General features: G+C 67.9%; 23 protein-coding genes and 1 pseudogene. 14 read left to right on the top strand and 10 right to left on the bottom strand.

The window, feature by feature from the left end; all coding sequences use genetic code 11:
• Positions 1–176: 176 nt before the first annotated feature.
• The 3 genes from J2S53_RS14005 (at position 177) to J2S53_RS13995 (ending at position 3,195) form a co-directional block, all read left to right on the top strand.
• Positions 177–497, top strand: a complete 321-nt coding sequence (locus tag J2S53_RS14005; protein WP_456241334.1) for a hypothetical protein — start codon at positions 177–179, stop codon at positions 495–497.
• 289 nt (positions 498–786) lie between these two features.
• Entirely contained in the window at positions 787–2,445 is a 1,659-nt protein-coding gene (locus J2S53_RS14000; protein WP_456241333.1) for a pentapeptide repeat-containing protein, read from the top strand.
• Positions 2,446–2,778: 333 nt separating this feature from the next.
• Positions 2,779–3,195, top strand: a complete 417-nt coding sequence (locus J2S53_RS13995) for a VOC family protein (protein WP_456241332.1) — start codon at positions 2,779–2,781, stop codon at positions 3,193–3,195.
• A gap of 70 nt (positions 3,196–3,265) precedes the next feature.
• On the opposite strand, the gene J2S53_RS13990 is transcribed toward J2S53_RS13995, so the two are convergent.
• The gene (locus tag J2S53_RS13990) at positions 3,266–4,501 is read right to left on the bottom strand and encodes a cytochrome P450 family protein (protein ID WP_456241331.1); all 1,236 of its coding nucleotides are present in this window, start codon (positions 4,499–4,501) and stop codon (positions 3,266–3,268) included.
• A 195-nt stretch (positions 4,502–4,696) separates the two neighbouring features.
• On the opposite strand from J2S53_RS13990, the pseudogene J2S53_RS13985 reads away from it, so the two are divergent.
• Positions 4,697–5,146, top strand: a pseudogene (locus tag J2S53_RS13985) (GrpB family protein); the annotation flags it as partial.
• Positions 5,147–5,281: 135 nt separating this feature from the next.
• Entirely contained in the window at positions 5,282–5,683 is a 402-nt protein-coding gene (locus tag J2S53_RS13980; protein ID WP_456241330.1) for a PPOX class F420-dependent oxidoreductase, read from the top strand.
• A 357-nt stretch (positions 5,684–6,040) separates the two neighbouring features.
• On the opposite strand, the gene J2S53_RS13975 is transcribed toward J2S53_RS13980, so the two are convergent.
• From J2S53_RS13975 to yczE, 4 genes are all read right to left on the bottom strand, one after another.
• Complete coding sequence (locus J2S53_RS13975) at positions 6,041–6,268, bottom strand: hypothetical protein (RefSeq protein WP_092626497.1); 228 nt, start codon at positions 6,266–6,268, stop codon at positions 6,041–6,043.
• A gap of 397 nt (positions 6,269–6,665) precedes the next feature.
• Positions 6,666–7,694, bottom strand: coding sequence for a magnesium and cobalt transport protein CorA (locus tag J2S53_RS13970; protein ID WP_456241329.1), 1,029 nt, complete (start codon positions 7,692–7,694; stop codon positions 6,666–6,668).
• A gap of 37 nt (positions 7,695–7,731) precedes the next feature.
• Positions 7,732–8,586, bottom strand: coding sequence for a protein phosphatase 2C domain-containing protein (locus J2S53_RS13965; protein ID WP_456241328.1), 855 nt, complete (start codon positions 8,584–8,586; stop codon positions 7,732–7,734).
• Positions 8,587–8,593: 7 nt separating this feature from the next.
• Positions 8,594–9,235 carry a membrane protein YczE gene (gene yczE, locus J2S53_RS13960; protein ID WP_456241327.1) on the bottom strand — a complete coding sequence of 214 codons (642 nt, stop codon included), beginning with the start codon at positions 9,233–9,235 and terminating at the stop codon, positions 8,594–8,596.
• Between the two features lie 64 nt (positions 9,236–9,299).
• Between yczE and yczR the strand changes: the two genes are divergently transcribed.
• The 3 genes from yczR to J2S53_RS13945 all read left to right on the top strand — a co-directional run bounded on the left by yczR (position 9,300) and on the right by J2S53_RS13945 (position 13,029).
• The gene (gene yczR, locus J2S53_RS13955; RefSeq protein ID WP_456241326.1) at positions 9,300–10,733 is read left to right on the top strand and encodes a MocR-like transcription factor YczR; all 1,434 of its coding nucleotides are present in this window, start codon (positions 9,300–9,302) and stop codon (positions 10,731–10,733) included.
• Between the two features lie 1,151 nt (positions 10,734–11,884).
• On the top strand, positions 11,885–12,478 hold the full coding sequence (locus J2S53_RS13950; protein WP_456241325.1) for an RNA polymerase sigma factor: 594 nt from the start codon (positions 11,885–11,887) through the stop codon (positions 12,476–12,478).
• Positions 12,475–13,029 (top strand): hypothetical protein, encoded by a 555-nt coding sequence (locus J2S53_RS13945; RefSeq protein WP_456241324.1) that lies wholly within the window; start codon positions 12,475–12,477, stop codon positions 13,027–13,029. The genes J2S53_RS13950 and J2S53_RS13945 overlap by 4 nt, the downstream gene beginning before the upstream one ends.
• A gap of 223 nt (positions 13,030–13,252) precedes the next feature.
• Here the strand turns inward: J2S53_RS13945 and J2S53_RS13940 are convergent, their stop codons facing one another.
• Positions 13,253–14,419 (bottom strand): pyridoxal phosphate-dependent aminotransferase, encoded by a 1,167-nt coding sequence (locus J2S53_RS13940; protein WP_456241323.1) that lies wholly within the window; start codon positions 14,417–14,419, stop codon positions 13,253–13,255.
• Positions 14,420–14,612: 193 nt separating this feature from the next.
• Between J2S53_RS13940 and J2S53_RS13935 the strand changes: the two genes are divergently transcribed.
• Complete coding sequence (locus J2S53_RS13935; protein ID WP_456241322.1) at positions 14,613–15,869, top strand: DUF445 domain-containing protein; 1,257 nt, start codon at positions 14,613–14,615, stop codon at positions 15,867–15,869.
• A gap of 48 nt (positions 15,870–15,917) precedes the next feature.
• On the opposite strand, the gene J2S53_RS13930 is transcribed toward J2S53_RS13935, so the two are convergent.
• A complete protein-coding gene (locus tag J2S53_RS13930; RefSeq protein WP_245693804.1) occupies positions 15,918–16,529 on the bottom strand; it encodes a CGNR zinc finger domain-containing protein in 612 nt (203 codons plus the stop codon).
• Positions 16,530–16,575: 46 nt separating this feature from the next.
• Here J2S53_RS13930 and J2S53_RS13925 point away from each other — a divergent pair, with 46 nt between their 5' ends.
• Positions 16,576–16,989: a VOC family protein gene (locus tag J2S53_RS13925; protein ID WP_456241321.1), complete on the top strand. Its 414-nt coding sequence runs from the start codon at positions 16,576–16,578 to the stop codon at positions 16,987–16,989.
• Between the two features lie 127 nt (positions 16,990–17,116).
• Here the strand turns inward: J2S53_RS13925 and J2S53_RS13920 are convergent, their stop codons facing one another.
• A complete protein-coding gene (locus tag J2S53_RS13920; protein WP_456241320.1) occupies positions 17,117–17,878 on the bottom strand; it encodes a nucleotidyltransferase domain-containing protein in 762 nt (253 codons plus the stop codon).
• 295 nt (positions 17,879–18,173) lie between these two features.
• On the opposite strand from J2S53_RS13920, the gene J2S53_RS13915 reads away from it, so the two are divergent.
• From J2S53_RS13915 to J2S53_RS13900, 4 genes are all read left to right on the top strand, one after another.
• On the top strand, positions 18,174–18,632 hold the full coding sequence (locus J2S53_RS13915) for a helix-turn-helix domain-containing protein (RefSeq protein WP_456242791.1): 459 nt from the start codon (positions 18,174–18,176) through the stop codon (positions 18,630–18,632).
• Between the two features lie 5 nt (positions 18,633–18,637).
• A complete protein-coding gene (locus tag J2S53_RS13910) occupies positions 18,638–19,471 on the top strand; it encodes a hypothetical protein (protein WP_456241319.1) in 834 nt (277 codons plus the stop codon).
• Positions 19,472–19,647: 176 nt separating this feature from the next.
• The gene (locus tag J2S53_RS13905; protein WP_092976871.1) at positions 19,648–19,935 is read left to right on the top strand and encodes a DUF2516 family protein; all 288 of its coding nucleotides are present in this window, start codon (positions 19,648–19,650) and stop codon (positions 19,933–19,935) included.
• The gene (locus tag J2S53_RS13900) at positions 19,935–20,738 is read left to right on the top strand and encodes an alpha/beta fold hydrolase (protein ID WP_456241318.1); all 804 of its coding nucleotides are present in this window, start codon (positions 19,935–19,937) and stop codon (positions 20,736–20,738) included. Before J2S53_RS13905 ends, J2S53_RS13900 begins: the two co-directional genes overlap by 1 nt.
• A 309-nt stretch (positions 20,739–21,047) precedes the next feature.
• Here the strand turns inward: J2S53_RS13900 and J2S53_RS13895 are convergent, their stop codons facing one another.
• Positions 21,048–21,797, bottom strand: a complete 750-nt coding sequence (locus J2S53_RS13895; RefSeq protein WP_456241317.1) for a maleylpyruvate isomerase family mycothiol-dependent enzyme — start codon at positions 21,795–21,797, stop codon at positions 21,048–21,050.
• A gap of 111 nt (positions 21,798–21,908) precedes the next feature.
• A complete protein-coding gene (locus tag J2S53_RS13890; RefSeq protein WP_456241316.1) occupies positions 21,909–22,463 on the bottom strand; it encodes a DUF2505 domain-containing protein in 555 nt (184 codons plus the stop codon).
• Between the last annotated feature and the right edge of the window lie 10 nt (positions 22,464–22,473).

Here is a 22,473-nt window from a genome sequence, read left to right as displayed (position 1 = left end):
GGCTGGAGTTGACGCGGTGTGGCTGCGTCTTTATCACGGTGGCCCTGTCGTCTCCACGGTTCCTCCCGGCTCGGTCATACGCGAGCGTTCGAACGCGCTGTTTCTCGTGAATCACCCGGTTGGACAGTGGTAGCGAGATTCACATTGAATGATTAGGTGATTTCATGCTACATGTCATGGTCATGTGGATAGTTGGCCTCATTGTACTGCTGGGAAGTATTTTTCTCGCCGTGTCGGGAAATTATCTTATTGCCGGGTGCGTCCTGCTGGCGTGGACAGTAGTGGGATCCGTTGTTTCCTCGGTTCGTCGCCGAAAAATTCACGCCGAATTCCGCGATAGATTTCCGACGTCGGATGATGTGGCTCGGTCTCTGGATCGTGAGAAAATTCGAGAACTGCGTGACAACGAAGGAAAAGTGCGGGCCGTTCGTCAAGTGCGTCGGGATATCCCGGAGGTGCCGCTCGTGGAGGCTGCGAACCTGGTGGATAAGTTGTGACTGGTGAGCTGACTGGTCACGAACATCGTCGTAGCGACGACGCAGCCGGCGGAGAGAAGAAACTGACGCGAGAAGGTTGACTGTCACTGTCGGCAGTCCTGCCACCAGTAGAACGACCGCGAACGCCACCTACCCACCACGGCATCGAGACTGATTCAGCGCGTTCTGATCCGGCTGTGGTGCCCTGTCACGCTGACCGAATCGGAGGCGATCCCGCTTACTGGCCCAGCAGTGTGATCGCTTCTGCGATTATCATGGGGTGGCTGGGCAGACGGAGGAAAGCCGAATCGTGCGCGCACGGCGCGGGATCGATCGGCTTCGAGGGTCGAGCTGGACGATCGTCGGCATTGCCGTGGTGTTCGCCGCCGGGATACTGTCTTGGACTCCGGTGAACGCGCTGGGGTTGCTCGCGCACGCGGTGGGAACCCTGACCTCCTCGGGACTGTTCCGCCTGCCCGGACTAATCACTCTGGTCAGCGGGATCCTATTGATCGCGCTCGCTGCCTCCCGTCTACGGACCCGGCTTCGGCAGCGCAATCCGGCGGACAACGCTTCCGAACTGTCCGGTGCGCCGGTGCGGCCGATTCCGGGGTGGGCGATCTGGGTGGGATTGGCTGTCCTGGTGACGGTGGGGGCTGCTGCCGCCGTGCTGCTGGTGTCGGCTTTCGGTAGCGGTAGCGAGCAGGACAGGGTCCGGTTGGACGCGATCAAGCTGGCGGGCAGTATCGCGGTGGGGACCGGTGGGGCGGCGGCGCTGGTGTTGGCCGCTCGTAAGCAGCGCGCGACCGAGCTGGGGGTGATCCAGCAGGAACAGGCGCAGCGGTTGCAGGAGCGCAAGGCGGAGCAGGCCAAGCATGACGCCGACGAGCGGCGCGTCACCGAGCTCTACACCGCTGCCGCGCAGCAGTTGGCGTCCGAGAACGCGCCGGTGCGCATGGCCGGGCTGTATGCCCTGTCCCGGCTGGGCCAGAACAATCCGGATCATCGGCAGACGATCGTGAATCTGTTCTGCGCGTATCTGCGGATGCCCTACACCCCGCCCGATGTCGAAGAGACCAGCTCTCAACAAGAAAGCGGACAGGCCAGGCGATTGGGGCTGCGTAGTCCCGAACGAGTTCGGCAGGGCTCTTCACCATTGGCCACGTTGCTCACGCTCGCGCCTACTTTGGCGGCGGCGGGTAGTCAGCTCACCGATGACGATTACCAGCGGCAGGAGTTGCAGGTCCGCCTTACTGCTCAACGATTGTTGGTGCATCATTTACATCCCCAGCTAAGAAAAGAAGGGGAACGTGCCAACGGTGAATTTTGGGAGGGGATGATCGTCAATCTCGCAGATGCCGCACTGTTTGATTGGGATTTCAGTTACTGCCAGGTGTCTCGTGTTGAATTTGCAAGTGCCAATTTCTATGGAAGTGCCGATTTTTCAAGAGCGAAACTGGATGGAGCGGCCACTTTTTCGGGTGCTCGATTTCATGACGAGGCGGAATTTGTCGCAACACATTTCGATGGATCTGCTTCCTTTGAAGAGGTGCAATTTGACTCCTCGGCTGCATTTGTTGCTACACGATTTTACGATGTAGCTGTGTTTGATAGTGCAAAATTTTTCGGGCAGTCCATGTTTACGTTTGCGCAGTTTTATAAAAACGCAGGTTTTGTTGAGTCTCGGTTTTATCGTGATGCAGATTTTGTGGAGGCTTTTTTCTTGGGGTCGGCTAATTTTGCTCTTGGTTGGTTCCATGGCGCCGCTCTTTTTGGTAGGGATAAAAACGATAAATCAATTGATCCAGTCAAGGAAAAATTGCAAAATAATGTTGAGTTCAGCGAGACGTATGCACGACTCGATTACGATTCTTATTTTGAATCCGCATGGCCTACTGGTTGGGTAATACGAGAGTTTTATTTCGAGGACGGTAGTGGAGAGCGGTGGGGTGAAATCGTTCGCGAGTAGGAAGTAATAGCAGTCATTGAAGATGGCACTGATCCCGATTAAGCTCGCTCTTGCGAGTAGCCAAATCAATGGTGGAACCACCAGGAAGGCCTCAGCTCGGGGCTCAGTTCGCTCCCGTTCACACTGTCCCCCGATGTTCCGGCATTGCCGCTGATCTGCGTTGGAGGACTGCGACGGTCCTCGCTGAACCCGGTATTCGTGATCTGAAAAGCGGAAGGTCGGCGGTTCGACCCCGCCCCTGGCCGCACGGAACGACCAGCGAGCACGGCCCTCACCGGATGCGGCGGCACCGTTTGCGTGTGCCAGACCCGGAGACACCGCTATGTTGGGGCCATGACTGACAGCTCGGCGTCCTCGGTCTGGCCGATCCTGCACTACGACGACACGCGTGCCGCGCTGCGCTTCCTCGTCGATGTCCTGGGCTTCCACGAGGTGCTCGCGGTGCCGGACGAGGAGGGCGACATCGTGCACGCCGAGCTGCGCTGGCCCGGCGGTGGTGCGCTGGTCTTCGGATCGACGAAGCACACCGACGGTGTGCACGGCCGGATGCGAGCCGGAAGCAGCGCCGTCTACATCGCCACCGAGGAGGTGGACGCCGTCCACTTCCGAGTGAAGGAGGCAGGGGGCGACGTCGTCGAGGCGCCGCACCACACCGAGTTCGGCTCGGGAGCCGGTTCGTACGCGCTCATGGTGCGGGACCCGGAGGGCAACCTGTGGACATTCGGCACCTACCGGGGGATCGAGGCGTAGCGCGCCGACGTCGTGCCCGCTACCGCGCCGCGCCGGTAGTGGAGTCCGCGCCAGTCGCTGTTTCCGAGTGTCAGCCGAGGTGAACGGGCAGCTCCTCGTAGCGTGTCCAGAACGGCATCGGTTCGAGCGCGAGTTCGGAGCGGTCGACTGCCAGCCGCAGGTTCGGGTTGCGTCGTACGAGGGCTCGCAGTGCGACGCGGGTTTCCATGCGGGCCAGGTTGGCGCCGAGGCAGAAGTGCACTCCGTGGCCGAATCCGAGGTGGGCGTTGGGGCGGCGGTCGATGTCGAAGGTGTCCGGGTCGTCGAACGCGGCGGGATCCCGGTTGGCCGCGGCCAACACGGGAATCACCGTCGCACCGGCCGGGATCGTCGTGTCGTGCCAGGTGACGTCCTCGACTGTGGTGGATGGTTTGGTTCCGCCGATCGGCCCGCCGTAGCGCACGAGTTCCTCCACCGCGCTCCACCACAGCGCCTCGTCGTCGGGTGCGGCGCGCAGCCGCGCGAGCTGGTCGGGGTGATCCAACAGCGTGAGCACCGCGTTGGTGATCAGATTGTATGTGGTCTCGTAACCCGCGGTGACCAGCAGAAAGACCATCGCGACCAGTTCGTCTTCGGAGAGGCGCTCCCCGTCCTCCTCGGCCTGGATCAGACCGGTCAGGATGTCCTCGCCGGGTTCGGATCGCTTGTGCTCGATCAGCTCGCGCACGAGCTCGGTCAGGGCGTTCATCTCCCGGGCCCAACTCTCCTGGCCGAGCCGCGCCATGCCCGTCACGAGGGCATTCATCCCCCGACCGAAGCGCTCCCGGTCGACGTGCGGCACTCCGACCATCTCGTTGATCACCGTAGCGGGGACGGGCAGCGCGAACCGCTCGCGCAGCTCGACTCGACCAAGGGGTTCCAGCTCGTCGAGCAGCCCGTGCGACAGTTCGTCGACTCGCCCGCTGATGCGCTCGATCGCCCGGGGGGTGAAGGGTTTGGCAACCAGCTTGCGCAGGCGTCGATGCCCCGGGTCGTCCATCAGGATCATGTTGCTGGTCGTCATCAGTCGTATCGGTTCGCGGACCGAGTCCGGAAACCCCGCGAGCATCGCCGGGACCTGCCCTCCCGGAGAACGCAGGAACCGGTCATCGGCCAGCATCAGACGGCAATCCTCGTACCGGGAGACCAGCCACACGTCCTGTTCGCCCATGTAGGCCATCCGTCCTCTGTGGACCGGGGCGTTCGTACGCAGCCACGCGTAGTGCGCGTGCGGGTCGGCGAGGAACTCCGGGCTGCCGACGGTGATCGTGGTGTCTGGTGTGGTCATACAGGGCTCCTCGGCCAACTCTGCGCTGCCGCTCATCACGGAGGACTACGGAACCGTCGCTGTCTCCGACAGTCGTTTCGAGTGGTGGAATAGTTCGAGACCGGATTCGAGGGTGCGTCGCGACACGGCTGGTTGTCGTGGTTGCTCGCAGTGTAGTGAAATGCCCGGCTCGGTGTCGGAGATCGAGCCGGAAACGCCGCCGACATCGTCGCGGCTCTCGGCGAGGTATCGCTCGGCATCGGGCACGTCGGCTCCACGGCGGTGGCGGGGCTCGCGGCGAAGGACCTCGTCGACATCAACCTCACCGTGGCCGACCCACGGGACGAGCGAGCGTACGTCCCCGCGCTGGCGGAGCTGGGCCACGTCCGCACGGCCCGGCAGCCCTCCTTCCACGAGCACCGGTGCCTGCGGCTGTCGAATCCGCGCGTGAACCTGCACGTGTTCGGCCCGGACTGCCCCGAGACAGTCCGGCAGCGCATGTTCCGCGACTGGCTGCGCCAACACCCGGAGGACCGCGCCCGTTACGAGGCCGCGAAACGAGCCGCGATCCCCGGCGGCGGGCACGTCATGGACTACAACGTCCGCAAGGAGCGCGTCGTCCGCGAGATCTACGACCGGATCTTCCGTGCCGCCGGGTTGCGCTGACCGTTCTTCGGGACCGTTGACCGCAGGGAACCACTGCCGAACGGCCGAACCACTCCCGGTCCGTCACCGGGTGCGAAGGCCCCTCGCGCGTGAGACTGGGCGACGAGCCGCTTTTTCGCTCGAAAGGTGGGCATCATGACCGAGACATCGGTGCCTGCGGTGCTGCGCCCGTTCGTCCGGCAGGGGACGGTCCTACTGCGGACCAGGAAACGCGACGGGAGCTGGGTCGACACCCCTGTCAACATCGTCGTGCGCGGCGACCGCGCCTACATCCGTACCTACGGCAAGTCCGGCAAGCGCAACCGGCTGCGGAACTTCCCGGAGGTGTGGTTCTGTCCCTCGACGTGGCTGGGCAAGCCCACCGGCCCGAAGGTGTGGGCCCGCGCTCGGCGCCTGGACGGTGCCGAGGCCCGAACAGCGGCCCAACTCCTCACGCGCAAGTATCCCCTGCTGCACGGCGTCCTCGTGCCGATCCTCCACCGGCTCATGCGCACCAGGACCCTGCACTACGAGCTGACCGACGTACTCGCCCGCTGACGGCGGACGGCGCCCATCGGTGAACCGCGACCGTCACCGTTCGAGGTCGCACCCCGTGGATCGGCGCGCATGCGCCGCAGTCCGACCGTTTCCCGCCCCGCGTAGCGCGTTCCGTCGGTCGTGTCCACGACCGTGCCCTCTACCTGCGGCAGTTCCCCGGCGTCACCGCACGGCGACCACGAGGAGTCGTCCGGCACTCGGAAGGTCGACGGCAACCGCACGGAGCGGACCTCCCGGTAGTCCACCGTCCCCGCTGTCCGACACCGTTGTCCGACGCGGCGCCACGTCGCGGCCTCCGGCTCGCGAACGGTGTCCCCTGCGGCGAGCGTTCCCGGAGTCCGGCCCGGCGAAGCCCGGTCAGCCCGCCTGGGGGTGCTCCGCCGACTGCGAGTCGGCGTACTTGTAGACCCAGAATCCCCGCCCCATGTGCTGGTCCCGCTCGTACCAGGCGACGCCTTCGTTCTCCTCCGAGGCACGCGGTACGGGGAGTGGGGACAGCGGCTCACCCTCGCCGCTGACGGGAAGCGTGATCTCGCGGCCGTCTTCAGGACCGCCGTACAGCTCGATGCGGGCGTGCAGGTTCATGGCGTGCCTCCGTGTGAAAAACCTCCGGCTTTTATTACTGACGATTAGGTCTCGGGTTTGGTTCCGCTTTTTCACCCGAACGGAGCAATGAACGGGCACCGGTGCGGGTGGCCGTACCGGTGTTCGCCCCTGCTCCGATGCGTGGCGGTCCCTCGAATCGGAGCATCGCACGAGCCGTTCGGCCGCACTCGGCGAATCGGGAGCTCACGGCACGAGTCAGCCGGAAAGGTGACACACGAAAGAAAGGTGCGCCCCCGCTCTCAACCGGCCTGGGGGTCACCGGGAGTGCGGGGGCGCCAAGTCCACCCCTGGGGGTCAGGTGGACGTCGCCCAGGTTACTAAACAGTGCCGCAGATGTCTCTAGGGGAAGAGATCTTTTTTGGGCGGATTCGGTTGGTCACAACCAGTCGCGCCTCCGAAACACCGCGTACAGCGTTACCGCCACCAGCAGCATCAGCAGCAGCGACAGCGGGTATCCCGACGGCCAGTCCAGCTCCGGCATGTGCGTGAAGTTCATGCCGTAGACCGTTCCCACCAGCGTGGGAGTGAACAGGATCGCCGCCCACGAGGAGATGCGCTTCACCTGCTCGTTCTGCCGCAGGCTCGTCTCGGTGAGCCTGGTGGCCTGCTCGTTCTGGCGCTGCGAGTGCAGCGAGGAGTTCACCAGCAGGATGTTCGCCAGCAGTTGCCGGTGCGACTCGACGCGCTCCGCCACGTCCGCCGCGTGGTCCCGGACGTCCCGCAGGTGGCGTTTCAGCTCCACGCCGTCGCGCAACTCGTGGAACGTCTGCTCCATGCCGTCCAGCACTTCCATGAGCGGGCCGGTCGCCCGCTGGAACTCGATCACCTCGCGGGAGAGCCGGTAGATCCGCTTGGACACTGTGGACTCGCCGCCGAACACCTCGGTCTCGATCTCGTCCAGGTCGTTCTGCAACTCGCGCTCCACCGGCAGGAAGTCGTCCACCACCCGGTCCACGAGGGCGTAGAGCACGGCGGGCGGGCCGTGCGCCAGCAGCTCCGGCTGGTTCTCCAGCCGTTCTCGCACCGCGTCGAGGTCGGGCCGGTCACTCCGCCGCGAGGTGATGACGAAGTCCGTGCCGATGAACGCGTGCACCTCACCGAGCGCCACGTTCTCGGTCGCTTCCTCGTACAGCGCGGAACGCAGCACCATGAACAGCGTCTCGCCGTAGCGGTCGAGCTTCGGCCGCTGGTGCGCGACCGTGGCGTCCTCCAGCGCCAGGTGGTGCAGCTCGAACTCGGTTCCCAGCGTCGTCAGCTCGTCCCTGTCCGGTTCGGACAGGTCGATCCACCCGAACGTGCGGTCGGAGTCGGAGCCGCGCCGCAGTTCGCGCAGCGTCTGCTCGATCGTCCCGCAGCGCTGCCGCGATCTGCCGTTCACGTAGATGACGCTGTCTGCCAGCACCATGCCGGACACCTCCGCGGGAACGAGCGGTCGAGTGCTCTCAATCGTCCGACGCGAACTCCACGACGGCGAGTGCCTGGTCGTCGTGTCGCTTGGGGCGTGGCCAACGACTGCCGTCCGGATCGGCGTGTTCGGCCGCACGGACTCGATCCAGCACCGCCCGCGCCGATTCCGCACGGGCGTGTGCGAGCAGTTCCCGCCAGTCGCGGTAGCTGTCGTACTGCTCGACACCGCAGGAGACACCGTCGCTGGCCAGCAGTGCCGAGCGGACCTCCGACCTGGGCCAACTTCGTCGGATCGCACGGTGCGCGGCGGACGGATCGGCCTCGGCCACCCAGAAGCCGCCCTCGACGTTGCGCCAACGGCCGGTCGCGTCCACCGCGGCGCGCAGCTCGTCGTGGTGCCGTTCGTCGAAGCCGCCACCCCCGCGCAGCCGCTGCCGGTAGTCACCCTTGCCGGTGGTGCGCAGGGCGTGCAGCCGGTCGTCGGTCACCGCGTCGGTCACCGAATCGGTGAACACCACGACCGGGCTGTCGGCCAGCACGAGCGCCTCCACGGTCCGCTCGTCCCACCGCAGGATCGACACCGTGGTGGAGGGTGAGTCCCCCGGGCGCAGCTCGTGGGCCGTGCTCACCTCCTCGATCGCCGACGCCAGCGAGTCGGCCAGGTCCGGGGCGGCTCCGGAATCGGGGTGGGAACCCGGATCGGGGACGGGGCTCGGGTCGAGGCGGTGGCGCAGCGCCGTGGCGAGCTCGGCGGCGTACCAGCCGCCGGTGCGCTCGGTGGGGCGCAGCGAGGTGGCGCCGTCCAGCACCGCCACCGCGTTCGGCAGGGTGAGCACCACGTCCTCGCTGGGTTCGGTTCCCGCCTGTTCGGCTACCTCGACAGTGGGCATGTCCGGATTATCCTGCGTTCGGGGTCCGCACCGCCACAACGGGCATCGCGAGTTGCGCCGTCGGGCCGATCGCCAGCGCGTAGAGCGCCGTTCCGAATCCCACCGACCCGCCCAGCAGCCAGCCCGTCAGCAGTACCGACAGCTCGACGCAGGTGCGGACGGCGCGCAGCGAGAGCCCCGTCGTGCCGTGCAGACCGGTCATCAGCCCGTCGCGGGGGCCGGGGCCGAGCCGGGCCCCGACGTAGACCGCGGTGGCGAGACCGTTGCACAGCACGCCACCGAGCAGCAGCGCCACCCGGATCGGCAGGTTCTCGACCGGTGGGATGAGGTGCAGCGCGATGCTCACCGAGAGCGCCACCATGAAAACGTTCGCGACGGTGCCGATGCCGGGCCGCTGGCGCAGCGGTATCCAGCACAGCAGCACCAGAGCGCCGGTGATCGCGGTCACGGTGCCGAAGCCGAGGCCGGTGCGTTCCACCAGGCCGTCGTGCAGCACGTCCCACGGCGCGAGTCCGAGCTCCGCGCGCACCATCATCGCCATGCTCGTGCCGTAGCAGGCGAGTCCGGTGAACAGCCGTAGCAGTCGGGTGCCGGGGCGGTGCGTCACCGGTATCGGTTCGAGGTCCACTGTTGCGGTTCTTCGGGGCATACCCGATTGATATTCGGTTTTGGGCTGGTTGAACAGAGCCAATAGTGGAATATTGGTGCCCGTGATGACTTCGGAAGCGGGAAGAACGGGTGCCAATGCTCTGGCGCGGTTGTTGGGCAACTGGTCGCGGGATGGTCGTCCCAGCGCCGACGCGCTGTACTCGGCACTGCGCCAGCTGGTGCTGGAGGGGCAACTGCCGCCCGGTACGCGACTACCCGCCGAACGCGAGCTGGCCGACCGGATCGGAGCCAGCCGAAACCTGGTGACCGGTGCGCTCGACCGGCTCCGGGAGCAGGGGTTCGTGCGGAGCAGACGGGGAGCGGGCTCCTGGATCGGGTTGCCCGCCACGGCCGGCGGCACCGCCGAGTCGGGTGGTTGGTACCCGCCGGAGCGCGGCGAGAGCATCAACTTCGCCCAAGCCACTCCCGCAGCGTCTCCCGAGGTGTACGAGGCGTTCGAACGGGCGAGCGAACGGTTCACCACGCGGTTCCACGGGCACGGCTATCAGACGCAGGGCCTGCCGGAGCTGCGCGAGCGGATCGCGCGGCGCTTCGCCGAGCGCGGCCTGCCCACCGACCCCGAGCAGATACTGATCACCAACGGTGCGCAGCACGCCTTCGCCCTCGTACTGCGCACGGTGCTCACTCCCGGGCAGCGGGTGCTGCTGGAACACCCCACCTACCCGAACGCGCTGGAAGCCGTCCGCGGCGTACACGCGCGGCCGCTGCCGGTGCCCATGGTCGACGGCGGGTGGGATCCGGAACTGCTGGAGGCGACCCTGGCGCAGGCGGCGCCGCGGCTGGCGTATCTGATTCCCGACTTCCAGAACCCCACCGGCGCGCTGATGACCGCGGCCGAGCGGGAACGACTGGGTCACGCCCTGCGGCGCCACCGCACGACCGCCGTGGTGGACGAGACGCTGGTCGACATCAATCTCTCCGGGGAGCCGCTTCCGCTTCCCGCGGCTGCCTTCGCCGAGTCGCAGACGGTGACGGTGGGGTCGGCGAGCAAGTCGTTCTGGGGAGGTCTGCGGCTCGGCTGGATCCGTGCGCCGCACGAGTTCGTGCAGCGCATCGTCGTCGGTCGTGCCGCGATCGACCTCGGCAGCCCCGTTTTCGAGCAGCTCGTGCTGAGCGAGTTGCTGGACGACGCCGATCGCACACTGGACCGGCAGCGCACGAGACTGCTGCACCAGCGGGACAGGTTGGTGGCGGCGCTGCGCGAGCTTCGCCCACAGTGGACCTTCACTCCTCCGGGCGGTGGGCTCTCGCTGTGGTGCCACATCGGCTCCCGCCGAGCCGGACGGCTGGCCGTGGCCGCCGAACAACGAGGCGTGCGGCTGGCTTCCTCCGGGAGATTCGCGGTGGAAGGGGAGTTCGACGACCGTCTCCGACTGCCCTACAGCCTGCCGGAGGAAACGCTGCGGCGGGCCGTGGAGTTGATCGCCGAAGCCGACGACTCGATCGGGCCTGCCCACCCGCCCGACCTGGTTACTTAGGGTGCTGATGGCGGAGCTTTTTCGGGTGGGTCGGTTAGCCGTCACGTGAGTCGGCGCCTTGCCGCGTTGGGCCGGCTCTTGAGTAGCGACCTACGCGGCGAGCGGCCCGGCCTCGCAATGCATCCGACTCACGCACCGGGGTTCCGCGCGCTGCTGACGCCGCGTGGTCGCGTCACGAGGACGGTTTCGGGGGCCGTCAATTTCGCGAGAAATCGACGCCCACCCAGGCGGTGCTGACCGCGTGCCACGGCACCGGGCGCGGCGATTTCGTGGGAAATCGACGCCGTTCCGGAGGCGGGCGGCGGAACCTCCGGCACGGCTCTCGTGGGGATGGCTGTTCGGCCACCCGCCGGCACGGCCCCTCGACGTGCCGGTGGGTGGCCGCTCGACCCGGTGTCACAGGGGCAGTGCGACACCGGGGGCGGGGCTGTCTGCCGCTCTCGTGACGATTGGTTCGCCCCGATGCGGCGCCCCGACCGACCCGGTCGGGCGCAGGCAACCGGATCGGAAGTCTCGGCGTTCGGGCCGGGCGGGATAGCGGCGAACTCTCGCTGTGCGCTTTCGGCTTCTCGCCGCGCACTCTCGGAATCTCGCCGGACGCTCTCGGCCGCTCGCCGTGCGCCTTCGGTCAGCCGCCGTCCGCTGCCCGCGGTCTGGAGCGGAAACGCCCGGCGTGCTTCGGGAACCGGAGCGCGCCAACCGGCGATCGTCCGGTCTCGGTGAATGTGGACGTTCCCTCACCACTCGGGACTGTCCGTTGCATCAGAATCACCGCCCCGTGTCTCGCTGCCCGCGTTCGACCATCATCCTCCCGGGTAATCGGCGAATTGGCATCCGCAAACGCCGCCTATCACCCGGTTAGGCGGTGTTACGAACCAACAATCGCCCGTTGTGACTCGTTGGTTTTTCCCGAATGCCGCCCGGCGGTGAATGAGAACGGTCCGTGGTGGGACCGGTGGCTCCCCGGTGACTACGCGGCAGGTACGTAGTACTACTCGAACTCTTGCCCCGTTCGGGGGTTTACGGCCGCACCGCGAATCCAGCGGCGGCCGTGACGTCTCCTATTCGGCGAACCGGCCCGAGTCGTGTGCTCCGTTCGACGCCCACGGCTCCCGGGTCGGGACCGATCCCGAAGTAGGAAAGGTGTTCCAGTGACGGAACGGGAGCGATCCTGCGGTACCGCCGTGTTGCTCAGTCGGCTGGCCGTCGGTGACGAGCGCGCCTGGCGCGAGCTGGTGGACCGCAACAGCGGTGTGGTGTGGGGAGCCGTTCGCGCCTACTCGGCCAACCGGGCCGATGCCGAGGACGCGTGGCAGGCGACCTGGCTGCTGCTGGCCGAGAACCTGCACCGACTCCGCGACTCCGAGGGGGTGTCCGCGTGGCTGGTTACCACCGCCCGTCGCGAGTCGATGCGATTGGCGCGGGCACGACGCAGGGAATCGCCCAGCGGGCTGGCCGGACTGCTGGCCGAAACCGCCGACGGCACCGAGACTCCGGAGAACAGCGCGGTGCGTTCGTTGTCGGCCGCGCGGATGGCACAGGCGTTCGCGCAGTTGTCACACCGCTGCCAACAGCTGTTGCGGATCATGGCGGTGGCTCCGGACGCGAGTTACGAGCAGATCTGTACCGCGTTGGGGATGGCCCGCGGTTCCATCGGTCCCAAGAAGCAGCGATGCCTGCGAGCGCTGCGCCTGCGGATGCTCGCGTCCGGGAGCCCGGAGGCCGTGGAAGGGGTGGCGGTGTGAGCACGGGGATTGATGAGAGCACGGAGATCGATGAGAGCACGGGGATTCCCGAAGAGCTCCGATCGTTGGGCAGGCTGTTCCGTCGAACGGATCCCACCCCCGATCGGGCGATCAGCGCGGCCTACGGCGCCGCGCGGCGCCTGGTCCGCGAGCGTGACTCCGTCGGAGTGCTGGAACCACTCGGCGATTCCGCCGTCCGATGCCGCGCCCTCGGTGAGTCGCCCGGTGCCGTGGGTGAGTCGCCCGGCGCCGTCGAGGTGCGCACGTTGAGCTTCGCCGCACCGGGCAGACTCGTCGAGCTGGAACTGCGCCCCACGCGGCAGGGGCAGTTCCTCGCCCGCGGCATCGTGCTGAGCCGAGCAGGGCAGCCCAGCCCCTCGGGCGCGGTGATCGTGCGGCACGGCCAGGGGGAGTGCCGGGGCGAGTTGGACCTCTGCGGTGGGTTCGCCGTGCCCGACGTCCCCGCCGGGCCGATCTGTCTGCGGCTGCACACCCGGCGAGCGGACGGGCTCGTCACGCATCGCACGGGCAGCGACTGGTTCGTGTGCTGACGCGGGGAACGGTGCTTTCGCGAGCGCGCCGGGAGAGGCGTTCGGTTGGCCGGATTCGCCTGGATCCCGGCCAACCGGGGCGTCACCCGTGGTGCGGTGGCGACGCGGTGATCCCGTCGCCACCCGTGAAGTCGGGTATTCGCTGTTGAGCTCCGGTCGCTGCTGGTGAGGTCCGGCAAGGGGTACGCCGGAGGGAGCCGGGAACCCGCTCGGCGCGACTCACTCAGCCCAGCTTGTGCAGTCGCCGGACTCCCTCGTCGATCACCTCGTCGCGTTTGCAGCAGGCGAACCGGACGAGGTGGCGTACCGGCTCGGGGTCGTCGCAGAGTACCTGGAGCGGAATGGCCGCGACACCGGCCAGCTCGGGTAAGGCGCGGCAGAACTCGGCGCCGTCGGAATAGCCGAGCGGCCGGATGTCGGCACACAGGAAGTAGGTGCCCTCGCAGGCCAGCACCCCGAAACCCGCCGAGCGGAGCCCGGCCCCGAGACGGTCCCGCTTCCGCTGCAGCTGGCCGCGCAGTTCCGGCAGCCAGTCCCGCTCCTCACGTAGCGCGTGGGCCACGGCGGGTTGGAACGGGGCGCCACCGACGAAGGTCATGAACTGCTTCGCCGCGCGAACCGCCGCGACCAGTTCCGGGGGCCCGCAGACCCAGCCGATCTTCCATCCCGTGACGTTGAAGCTCTTGCCCGCGCTGGACACGGACAGGGTGCGCTCGGCCATTCCCGGGAACGTGGCCAGCGGCACGTGGCCGCGCCCGTCGTAAACCAGGTGTTCGTAGACCTCGTCGGTGACGGCGAGCAGATCGTTCTCCCGGCAGACCGCCGCGATCTCGGCCAGCTCCGCCTCGGTGAACACGGTGCCGGTCGGGTTGTGCGGCGAGTTCAGCACGATCGCGCGGGTGTTCGGACCGACCGCCGCTCGTAGGGCCGCGGCGTCGAGCTCGAACCGCTCCCCGGTCACCCGCAGTGGCACGGTGCGTCGCGTCCCGCCCGCCAGCGACACAGCCACGGGGTAGGCGTCGTAGTAGGGCTCCAGCAGCACCACCTCGTCACCGGGCTCGACGAGGCCGAGCATCGCCGCGCTGATCGCCTCGGTGGCACCGACGGTCACCAGGATCTCGGTCTCCGGATCGTGCTCGATGCCGTAGTCGGCGGCGCGCTGGGCACCGATGGCGGCGCGCAGCTCGGGCTCACCCGGTCCCGGCGGGTACTGGTTCGTGCCGTCCGCGATCGCCCGTTCGGCCTCGCGGAGCATGCCCGCTGGGCCGTCGGTGTCGGGGAACCCCTGTCCCAGGTTGACGGCTTCGTTGCGCCGGGCGAGCTCGGTGATCTCGGCGAAGATCGTCGAGGTGAACGGGCGCAGTCGACTGCTCAAGGGTGGAGTACGCACGGATCGCACCCTACTAGTGGAAGCTCGGATGACCAGGTTTCCGTGGTGCTCGCCCGACGAACTTCCGCCGGTTCCGGGTGCCTCCCGTCGGGGACGTGTACGGGTCGTGGGGAGTCCTCGCGGCGTTCGCCCCGGTGGGTCGAGGGGCGAGCGCGGTGGCGGCCGTGGTCGGCAGCGCTGCCACAATCGTGGGGTGTCGGATACTTCGGTGGCCGAGCTTTCCCGCAGGCGCGGGCTGCGCCGCATGAAGGGCGTCGCCACGGGGCTGTTCCTGCTGGCCGCGTTCGTTTACCTGTGGACCGGGTGGTTGGTGCCCGACGGCTCGGGCTGGGTCGGGTACGTCAACGCCGCCGCCGAGGCTGGGATGGTCGGCGCGCTGGCCGACTGGTTCGCGGTGACCGCGCTGTTCCGCAGACCGCTGGGGCTGCCCATCCCGCACACCGCGATCATCCCCAACCGCAAGAACGCGCTCGGTCAGAGCCTCGGTGACTTCGTCGGCACCAACTTCCTGTCCGAGCGGGTCGTGGTGGACAAGCTGGACCGTGCCGGGATAACCGGCAGGTTCGGCGAGTGGCTGTCGCGGCGGGAGCACGCGGAGCGCGTCACGGCGGAGTCGGCAGCGGTGTTGCGCGGTGCGCTGCGGGTGCTGCGGGACGAGGACGTGCGGCAGGTGCTGGAACAGACCGTGCTGCGCAAGGTCGTCGAACAGCCGTGGGGACCGCCGTTGGGGCGCGTTCTCGGCAGGGTCTTCGAGGACGGCTCGCATCGCGGGCTGGTCGATCTGGTCTGCGATCGTGCCTACGACTGGGTCCGGGACAACTACGAGACGGTTTCGCGGGTGGTGGACCAGCGTGCTCCCTCCTGGTCACCCAGGTTCTTCGACTCGCTGGTGGCGGACAAGATCTACAGCGAGATACTGGCTTTCGCCTGGGCCGTCAAGACCGACCCCGAGCACCAGATGCGCAAGGCGGTGGACCGGTTCCTGGTCGAGTTCGCGCGGGACCTGCGGGAGGACCCGGCCACGATGGCCAGAGCCGATCGCATCAAGTGGCAGGTACTGGAGCACCCCGAGGTGCGGAGCCTGATCGCCGACGCCTGGACGACGGCCAAGGGCATGCTGCTGGAAGCCGCCGAGGATCCCGACAGCGAGCTGCGGCAGCGGGTCCGCGACGGCCTGGTCTCACTTGGTGGCCGCCTCGCCGCCGAGCCGGAGTTGCGTGACAAGGTGGACGGCTGGCTGCGCGAGGCGGCCCGTTACGTCGTCAACCACTACCGTGCCGAGATAACCACGCTGATCACGGACACGGTCGACCGCTGGGACGCGGCCGACACCTCCCGCAGGATCGAGCTACAGGTGGGGCGCGACCTGCAGTTCATCCGCATCAACGGCACGGTGGTGGGTGCGCTGGCCGGACTGGCCATACACACGGTCACCGAGTTGTTGTTGTGACCACCCGCGGTGACCACGCGGCTGTGCCGAGCGGTGTCGTGGTGGTGCTCAATGTGGGGTGTGGCGTTCCCGCCAGGAACGTGCCTTCTCCCGGTTGCCGCAGACCCGCATCGAGCACCAGGTGCGCGATCGGTTTCTGGAGCGGTCGTAGAAGGCCCACAAACAGTTCGTCGCGGGACAGATCTTGATGCGGTGCCAGCGTCCCACCGTGGCGATGCGGGAGGCCGCCGCGAGGACGGCTCCGAGTGCATCGCTGCCGGAGGCGACCGGCACTCCTTCCTCGAGATGAATGCGCACCGGCCATTCCGCTGTCGCGGGAGGTATGGCCGTTGATTCGCCTGAACCGCAACTGATCGAATCGCGCATCAGGTCGCGAATCTCGCGTGCTGCTGCCGTGTCCACGGATGCCTGCCCGGTGTGCCGCAGGCACCACTGCTGCCATTGTTCCGTCTCCGCCAGCACATCAGTGCCGGTCTCGGCGTCGACGGTGTTGAGAAACGCCAGCAGAAGGTCGATGTCCTGTTCCGTGTCGGGCCCGACGGGCTCGGAGGGCGCCGCTGATAGCCCGTTCGGCGCGACGGCTGCGACGGCTTTGCTGTTCACGGTCCCATCGTAGGCCAGCGATTCCTTGCGGTAACGCGGTTGCGAGGTCATAATCATCGTCTGATAACCATTGAAACAGTTACGGTAGTTACGGAGAGCTTCGATGGCAGGAACCGAAAGCGCCACCTCGACCCCGCTGCGCGTGATCTCCTTCGTGCTGGACGGTCCCGATCCGCGCGGGCTGGCCGAGTTCTACGGCGAGCTGCTCGGCTGGTCGGTCGACGAGTCGGAGTCCGACGAGCGGTGGGTGGAACTGGCCGATCCCGAGGGCGGTGCGCGGATCTCCTGCCAGCTGGATCCGCACTACATTGCCCCGGGTTGGCCCGACTCGCCGCCGCAGCAGCAGGCTCACCTCGACGTCAGGGTGACCGATCTCGAGACCGTCGAGGCCCGTGCGCTGCGTGCCGGAGCCACTCGGCTGCCCCAGCCCGCGGACGAGGCCGACTCGAAGTTCCGGGTCTACGCGGATCCCGCCGGGCATCCGTTCTGCCTGTGCTGGGGACCGCCGCCCGCTTGATTTTCTCGGGAAATCGATGTCCCTCGAACGGGGCCGACGGTGCCCTGCGTGTCGATCGGTGGGACTACGCCGGTACCGGTGGTACAGGAGAGACCCACGGGCACCGGCGCCGCCCGCACCACGGTCGTCACGGAATCTTCGCGGTCACGGTTCCGAACAGTTCGTTCGCCTCGTCGAAGGCCCGTCGCAGCGTTTCGGGAGCAGGTCCCAGCCCGGCCACGATCCCGTCCACGCCTTCCAGGCCGGCCTGCCGCAGCAACCACTTCTCGTTGGTCACCCACTCGCCGCGAGCCGCCAGCACGGCGTGTGCCAGCTGCATGGCCGCGGTCGCCAGCGCGCCCGCGAATCCGGTGGCCCGTCCGGGCCGGACGAAGGCACCCTCGGCGTACCGGAGCGTGAGCATCGCTCGTTCGTGCCACACCGGGGGTGCCGCCGCACGCAGTGCCTCCGGATATTCGGGATCGGGCGGACTGCCGCGCAGCACCCGGTTCCGCGCCAGTTCCGCGAGCAGCAGGTAGCTGGGTATGCCTGCGAGGTGGAACATCAGCGGCTCCCAGTGGAAACGCCCCTGCCTCGCCTCGGCGACTTCGCGTTCCACGACGTCCAGGTCGCGGTAGTGGACGTCCACGTGTCTGCCCTCGATCGTCAGCCAGGCCCCACCGTTGAACACACCGCCCCAGTCACCGATTCCGGAGACCTCGCCGGGCCAGCCGAGTTCGCGCAACTCAGCCGGGTCGAAGTCACCGCGGTAGTACAGCGCGAAATCCCAGTCGCTCTCGGCGGTGTGGGTACCCAGCGCGCGCGAGCCGCCCAGCGTCACCGCGCACACGTCGGAGAGTGTCGCCAGCCGTTCGGCGACACGCTCGGGAAAGATCTCGTCGTCGTTCATCGGGAATCCGATCGGATGAAGTGGACAGGAAGGAATCCGCTCTCGGCGCGCGTGGCCGGAGCGCGTCGGAGGACACGGGACCGCGATGCGGTCCGCGACGGATCACCACTTCATCGCGTTCGATCTTAGCGAGCACCGAGCCCGCCACGGCGATTTCGCGAGAAATCGGCACCCGTCGATCCCGGGGTGCCGGCCACCGCTCCCTTCACCCGTTCGAGTGCGAGCACTGTGCTTGCAATAGTTAGCAACGCTGCTAGCGTGGAAGTGAGGGAAAGGTGGCGCGATCGTGGAACGGATGGATCGCCCGGTCAAAGCCGTGAACCGGGCTGTCAACGACCTGGGGGGCTACATCCGCGCGCAGCGTGCCACCGCCCAGATCTCGCTGCGACAGTTGGCGAAACGGGCCGGAGTCTCCAACCCGTACCTCAGCCAGGTGGAACGAGGACTGCGCAAGCCCAGCGCGGAGATCCTGCAGCAGATCGCCAACGCCCTGCGCATCTCGGCCGAGGCGCTGTACGTGCGGGCCGGGATCCTGGAAAGCCGTCCGGGTGGGCCGGTGGTCGACGCGATTCTGGCCGACACCGAGCTGAACGACCGGCAGAAACAGGTGTTGCTCGACGTCTACACCTCGTTCCGCGGCGAGAACGCGGCATCCGGGGCGGTGCCCGTGCGGGACCCGGAGCCGCGGGAAGAGCCGGAGCTACGGGACGAGACCGCCGTCCAAGAGGCAGTTCGATCCGAATCCGAGGAGTGAGCACCATGGCGACACGAACCGAGAACAGCGATACCGAGCAACCGGGCGGTCGTGCGGGCCAAGCCGCCGAAGGCCTCTACAAGCAGGCTCGGATGCCGCTGGTGGCGGCCCTCGGCGCGGGTGAGATCGCCGCGCACGCCGTGGCCGACAGCGTGCACCGGGTGCGGGAGCAGCTCAACGAGCACGCCGGATCGGCACGCGAGACCGTGAGCGAACTGCCCTCGGACCTCGGGGAGCTGCGCGAGCGGATCCGTTCCGGAGAGGTGCGCGAACTGCTCGACGGTTATCGCGATTCCGCCGCGAGGCTCTACGGTTACTTCAGCGAGCGCGGTGAGGACGCACTGCAGCGGCTTCGTGAGCAGCCGGGAGTGCGGCACGCCAAGAGCCAGGTCGAACACGCCCAGGAACGTTTCGAGGGAGCCGTCGGCGAGGCCCGCGAGCTGGCCGACGACGTGCTCGGCAGGGTCAGCACCACCACCCGCTCGTTCGGGGAGAAGGCGGCCCGCACCACCCGGACCGTGACCGAGGAGACCGCCGGGACGGTACGCGAGGCCGGTGCCGAGGCGGCCAGGGCCGCCGAGGAGACCGCCGAAACGGTACGTGGGACCGGGGAACGAGCCGCCTCGGAGGCCCGCGGCGCGACACGACGCACCGCCAACCGCGCCTCGGCGGCGAAGAGCGACGGCCGGGGTGGTTCCGCCAGTGGCGGCCGTAGTGGTTCCACCAGCGGTGGCTCCGGCAGCGGGAGCCGTTCCGGTGGGCAGCGTGGTTCGTCCGGCAGCAGGAACAACCCCTCGAAGCAGCCCAGGTCCGCCGCGCGGAACAAGGAACAGCGCTGACGGTGACCCGCCCGCCCGCGGGAACGACCGCGGACGGGCGCGGCCAACGTCCGAGACCGCCACCGCCGGCTGCGGCCCCGGCGCTCACGCGGCCGCGGCCGCGCCGGTTCGGCACACGACCGGCACTTCCGACACACGACCGGGACTTCCGTGAGGATTACCCGTATCCTGGCGGTGTGCTTCTGGCTCAGGTGATCGTGACGGCTCTCTGGATAGCGGGTATTCCGGTTGGGGTGTACGCGTTCGGGCACGCGCTGATGCAGCGCGCCGACGCGTTCACGGCTGCGGACAAGCAGTCCAAGCCGATTTGGCTCGGGATCACCGGCGCTGGTGCGCTGGTGCTCATACTCATGGCCAGGGGACCCATGACGATTATCTGGATCGCCGGTCTCGTCGCCGCGCTGGTCTACATCGTGGATGTGCGTCCCCGGGTTACCGAGGTGCAGAAGGGCAGTTCCTGGTAGTGACGATCGGTTCGACGGGAACTGTCGGCGGCGACCATCCGGAACTCGCGTCGGGAGCCACGTGGCGCGTGCACGGCAGCGGTGCGCCGGTGACGCTGGTGGTGCACGGCCTCGGCGCCACCGAGGGCGAGGCCCGCATCCCCGCCTCGGGACTGCGCGGTACCCGCGTGGTCCTCACGCTGCCCGGTCACGGTGGTGCCGCGAACCCGGCGGACGGTTACTGGAGTTACAAGCGCGTGGCCGACGACGTGCTCGAAGCGGCCGATCGGGTGGGTGCCGAACGGGCGGTCGGGGTCTCGCTCGGCGCCGGGGCGCTGACCCGGATAGCCGCGCGGAATCCCGCGCGTTTCGAGCGGCTCGTCCTGTTGCTTCCCGCCGCGCTGGACCAGCCGCGTGGTGGTGAGGTGACCGAGGTCTTCGACCGGCTCGCCGCCGGTGTGGCCGCCGCTGCCGAGGACGACGGCGAGTGGCTGCGCGCGATCGTGGGGTCCGGGCTCCCGGACGACGCCGACGTCGGCCACTACGTCGAGCAGCGCGCGGCCACACTGCGTCGCCTCGCTCCCGCCCTGCGTGCCCTGCCCCGGCAGGCTCCGCTGGACGACAGCGCCGAACTCTCCGCCGTTGCTTCCCCCGCCCTGGTGATAGGCGCCGCTTCCGATCCGCTGCACGATCGCTCGGTCGCCGAACGGCTCGCGGCCGTGCTGCCCGAGGCGCGGCTGGAGGTGTTCGACTCCGCCGCGCCCATGCTGGACAGGCGTGCCGAGTTGCGGAAACTGCTGACCGGTTTTCTCAACGACCGATAGTTGGATTCTGTCGATGTTGTTCGAGGGTGGTTCCGTGGCGGAACCTCTGGCACGGCTCTCGCTGTGTTGTTTGGCCGGTTGCTCTGGCGGGGTGGTCGGGTAGCCGGCACGTGAGTCGGCGCCTTGCTGTGTTGGGCCGGCTCTTGAGTAGCGACCTACGCGGCGAGCGGCCCGGCCTCGCAATGCATCCGACTCACGCACCGGGGTTCCCTGCGCTGCCTCGCTCACGGTCGCGTTTCGACGGGCGGTGACGGCGTCGTCAATTTCGCGGGCCGGGGCAGGGGGTGAGTTGTCGGCACCCCGCAGTGGTCACCTGCCGTTGACCAGCTCCGCCAGTCCGAGATCCCCGTTGGTCGTCGCTGTGTTGGGGCGTCCCCACACCCGGCGGTAGAGCGTGTCCGCGTCGCCCGCGACCGTCGCCTCCGGTTCGATGCCACCGAACGTGGTGTCACGTCGGCATTCGATCGTGGGGAACCGCCCGGCCTCGAACGTCACCAACCACGCCCGCTCCACATCCACCGCGTGGAGCAGCAGCTGTCCGGCGGACCGATCGGTCGACCAGTCCTGCCCGATCCCGAACAGCACGTTGAGGAACTCGTCGATCCCGTCCGCGGCGAATTCGGCGTCGAACAGCAGCCCGCCGCCGTCCGATCCACCGTCCGAGAGCGCGTACTCGGTGTCCAGCCGGTGAATGGCGGTTTCGTGCACCATTCGTCTCGCCCAGTTCCGTGGGGTGCCGCCGGGGAAGAACGACCAAACCGCGCGGTCCGGTGAGTCCGTGGCCAGCTGTGCGCTCAGGTCCGTCAACCGCTCGTCCATCCAGTTCAGCGCGGCGTCGAACTCGCGGGGAGCCGACTCGGGCCTGGGCTGGGAGTCATCGGGACTCAGCTTCAGTGCCCGGCCCACCATGTCGTAGACCTTGCCCAGGTGTCGGACCAGTTGCAGGATGTCCCATTCCGGGCAGGTGGGTACGGCCGCGTCGGCCCCCGCACCGGACGCCGCCTCGCGGAGCGCCGTCGCGTGTTCGCGTAACAGTGCGTGATTCGGGTCGTCGTTCATGGCACGGAGTTTAGAAGGAGATCGGCGGTTCGGTCGTCTCCCGTTCTCGATCGGCGGAACCTCTCGTGGGCTCCCCTCCGGGGGCGACATCGAGTGGGTACGGCAACCCACCTACCCGTCCTCGCGGCTCAGCCGGTCGGCCAGGAACTTCCGCTCCCGCGCGATCACGCGCCGCACCTGATCGGCCAGCAGTTCTTCCGCCCTGTCGGTCAGGAACGGCAACCGTACGCTCACCTCGCCGCGGAACACGAACTCACTGGCCCACGGTCGCTCCTCGGCCGTCGCGCCGGTGGTGTCCACCGCTTCACCGGGTGTGAGGTCACGCAGCCACAGTGAGCCGGTGACGGTGCTCGGAACTCCTCGCAGGGTGGCGGCCACCTCGCCCACGAAATGACCGTCTTCCCGCCGCCGCCAGGTCTCGGTGCGGTCCACGACCGGACTCCCGCCGAGCACACCGCGGATCACACCGGGCAGGTCCTGCTCGGGAAGCTGTTGCCGGAACTGGAACCGGACGTCGTGCTCGGTGACCGTGTGGGACACCAACAGCGCGGCCGCACCGCCCAGCTCGTCCAGTCGTTCGCGCAGACACGCCTCGTCGACCAGCGCCGCGTGGATCCGTGCCGCGGGCCAACGCGACATGCTGTGGTGCTCGATGCGGCGTGTCATGCGGCGCAGG

The organism is Actinopolyspora lacussalsi (genome assembly GCA_030803735.1).
GTDB lineage: Bacteria > Actinomycetota > Actinomycetes > Mycobacteriales > Pseudonocardiaceae > Actinopolyspora > Actinopolyspora lacussalsi.
Note: the sequence above shows the minus strand (reverse complement) of the source record. Positions and strands in the feature narration are given on the sequence as shown.

Coding starts and splice junctions, on each gene's coding strand:
- J2S53_RS14005 (WP_456241334.1), top strand. CDS start 177: ATGGTCATGTGGATAGTTGGCCTCATTGTACTGCTGGGAAGTATTTTT.
- J2S53_RS13995 (WP_456241332.1), top strand. CDS start 2,779: ATGACTGACAGCTCGGCGTCCTCGGTCTGGCCGATCCTGCACTACGAC.
- J2S53_RS13990 (WP_456241331.1), bottom strand. CDS start 4,501: ATGACCACACCAGACACCACGATCACCGTCGGCAGCCCGGAGTTCCTC.
- J2S53_RS13980 (WP_456241330.1), top strand. CDS start 5,282: ATGACCGAGACATCGGTGCCTGCGGTGCTGCGCCCGTTCGTCCGGCAG.
- J2S53_RS13975 (WP_092626497.1), bottom strand. CDS start 6,268: ATGAACCTGCACGCCCGCATCGAGCTGTACGGCGGTCCTGAAGACGGC.
- J2S53_RS13970 (WP_456241329.1), bottom strand. CDS start 7,694: ATGGTGCTGGCAGACAGCGTCATCTACGTGAACGGCAGATCGCGGCAG.
- J2S53_RS13965 (WP_456241328.1), bottom strand. CDS start 8,586: ATGCCCACTGTCGAGGTAGCCGAACAGGCGGGAACCGAACCCAGCGAG.
- yczE (WP_456241327.1), bottom strand. CDS start 9,235: ATGCCCCGAAGAACCGCAACAGTGGACCTCGAACCGATACCGGTGACG.
- yczR (WP_456241326.1), top strand. CDS start 9,300: ATGACTTCGGAAGCGGGAAGAACGGGTGCCAATGCTCTGGCGCGGTTG.
- J2S53_RS13930 (WP_245693804.1), bottom strand. CDS start 16,529: ATGATTATGACCTCGCAACCGCGTTACCGCAAGGAATCGCTGGCCTAC.
- J2S53_RS13925 (WP_456241321.1), top strand. CDS start 16,576: ATGGCAGGAACCGAAAGCGCCACCTCGACCCCGCTGCGCGTGATCTCC.
- J2S53_RS13920 (WP_456241320.1), bottom strand. CDS start 17,878: ATGAACGACGACGAGATCTTTCCCGAGCGTGTCGCCGAACGGCTGGCG.
- J2S53_RS13915 (WP_456242791.1), top strand. CDS start 18,174: ATGGATCGCCCGGTCAAAGCCGTGAACCGGGCTGTCAACGACCTGGGG.
- J2S53_RS13910 (WP_456241319.1), top strand. CDS start 18,638: ATGGCGACACGAACCGAGAACAGCGATACCGAGCAACCGGGCGGTCGT.
- J2S53_RS13895 (WP_456241317.1), bottom strand. CDS start 21,797: ATGAACGACGACCCGAATCACGCACTGTTACGCGAACACGCGACGGCG.
- J2S53_RS13890 (WP_456241316.1), bottom strand. CDS start 22,463: ATGACACGCCGCATCGAGCACCACAGCATGTCGCGTTGGCCCGCGGCA.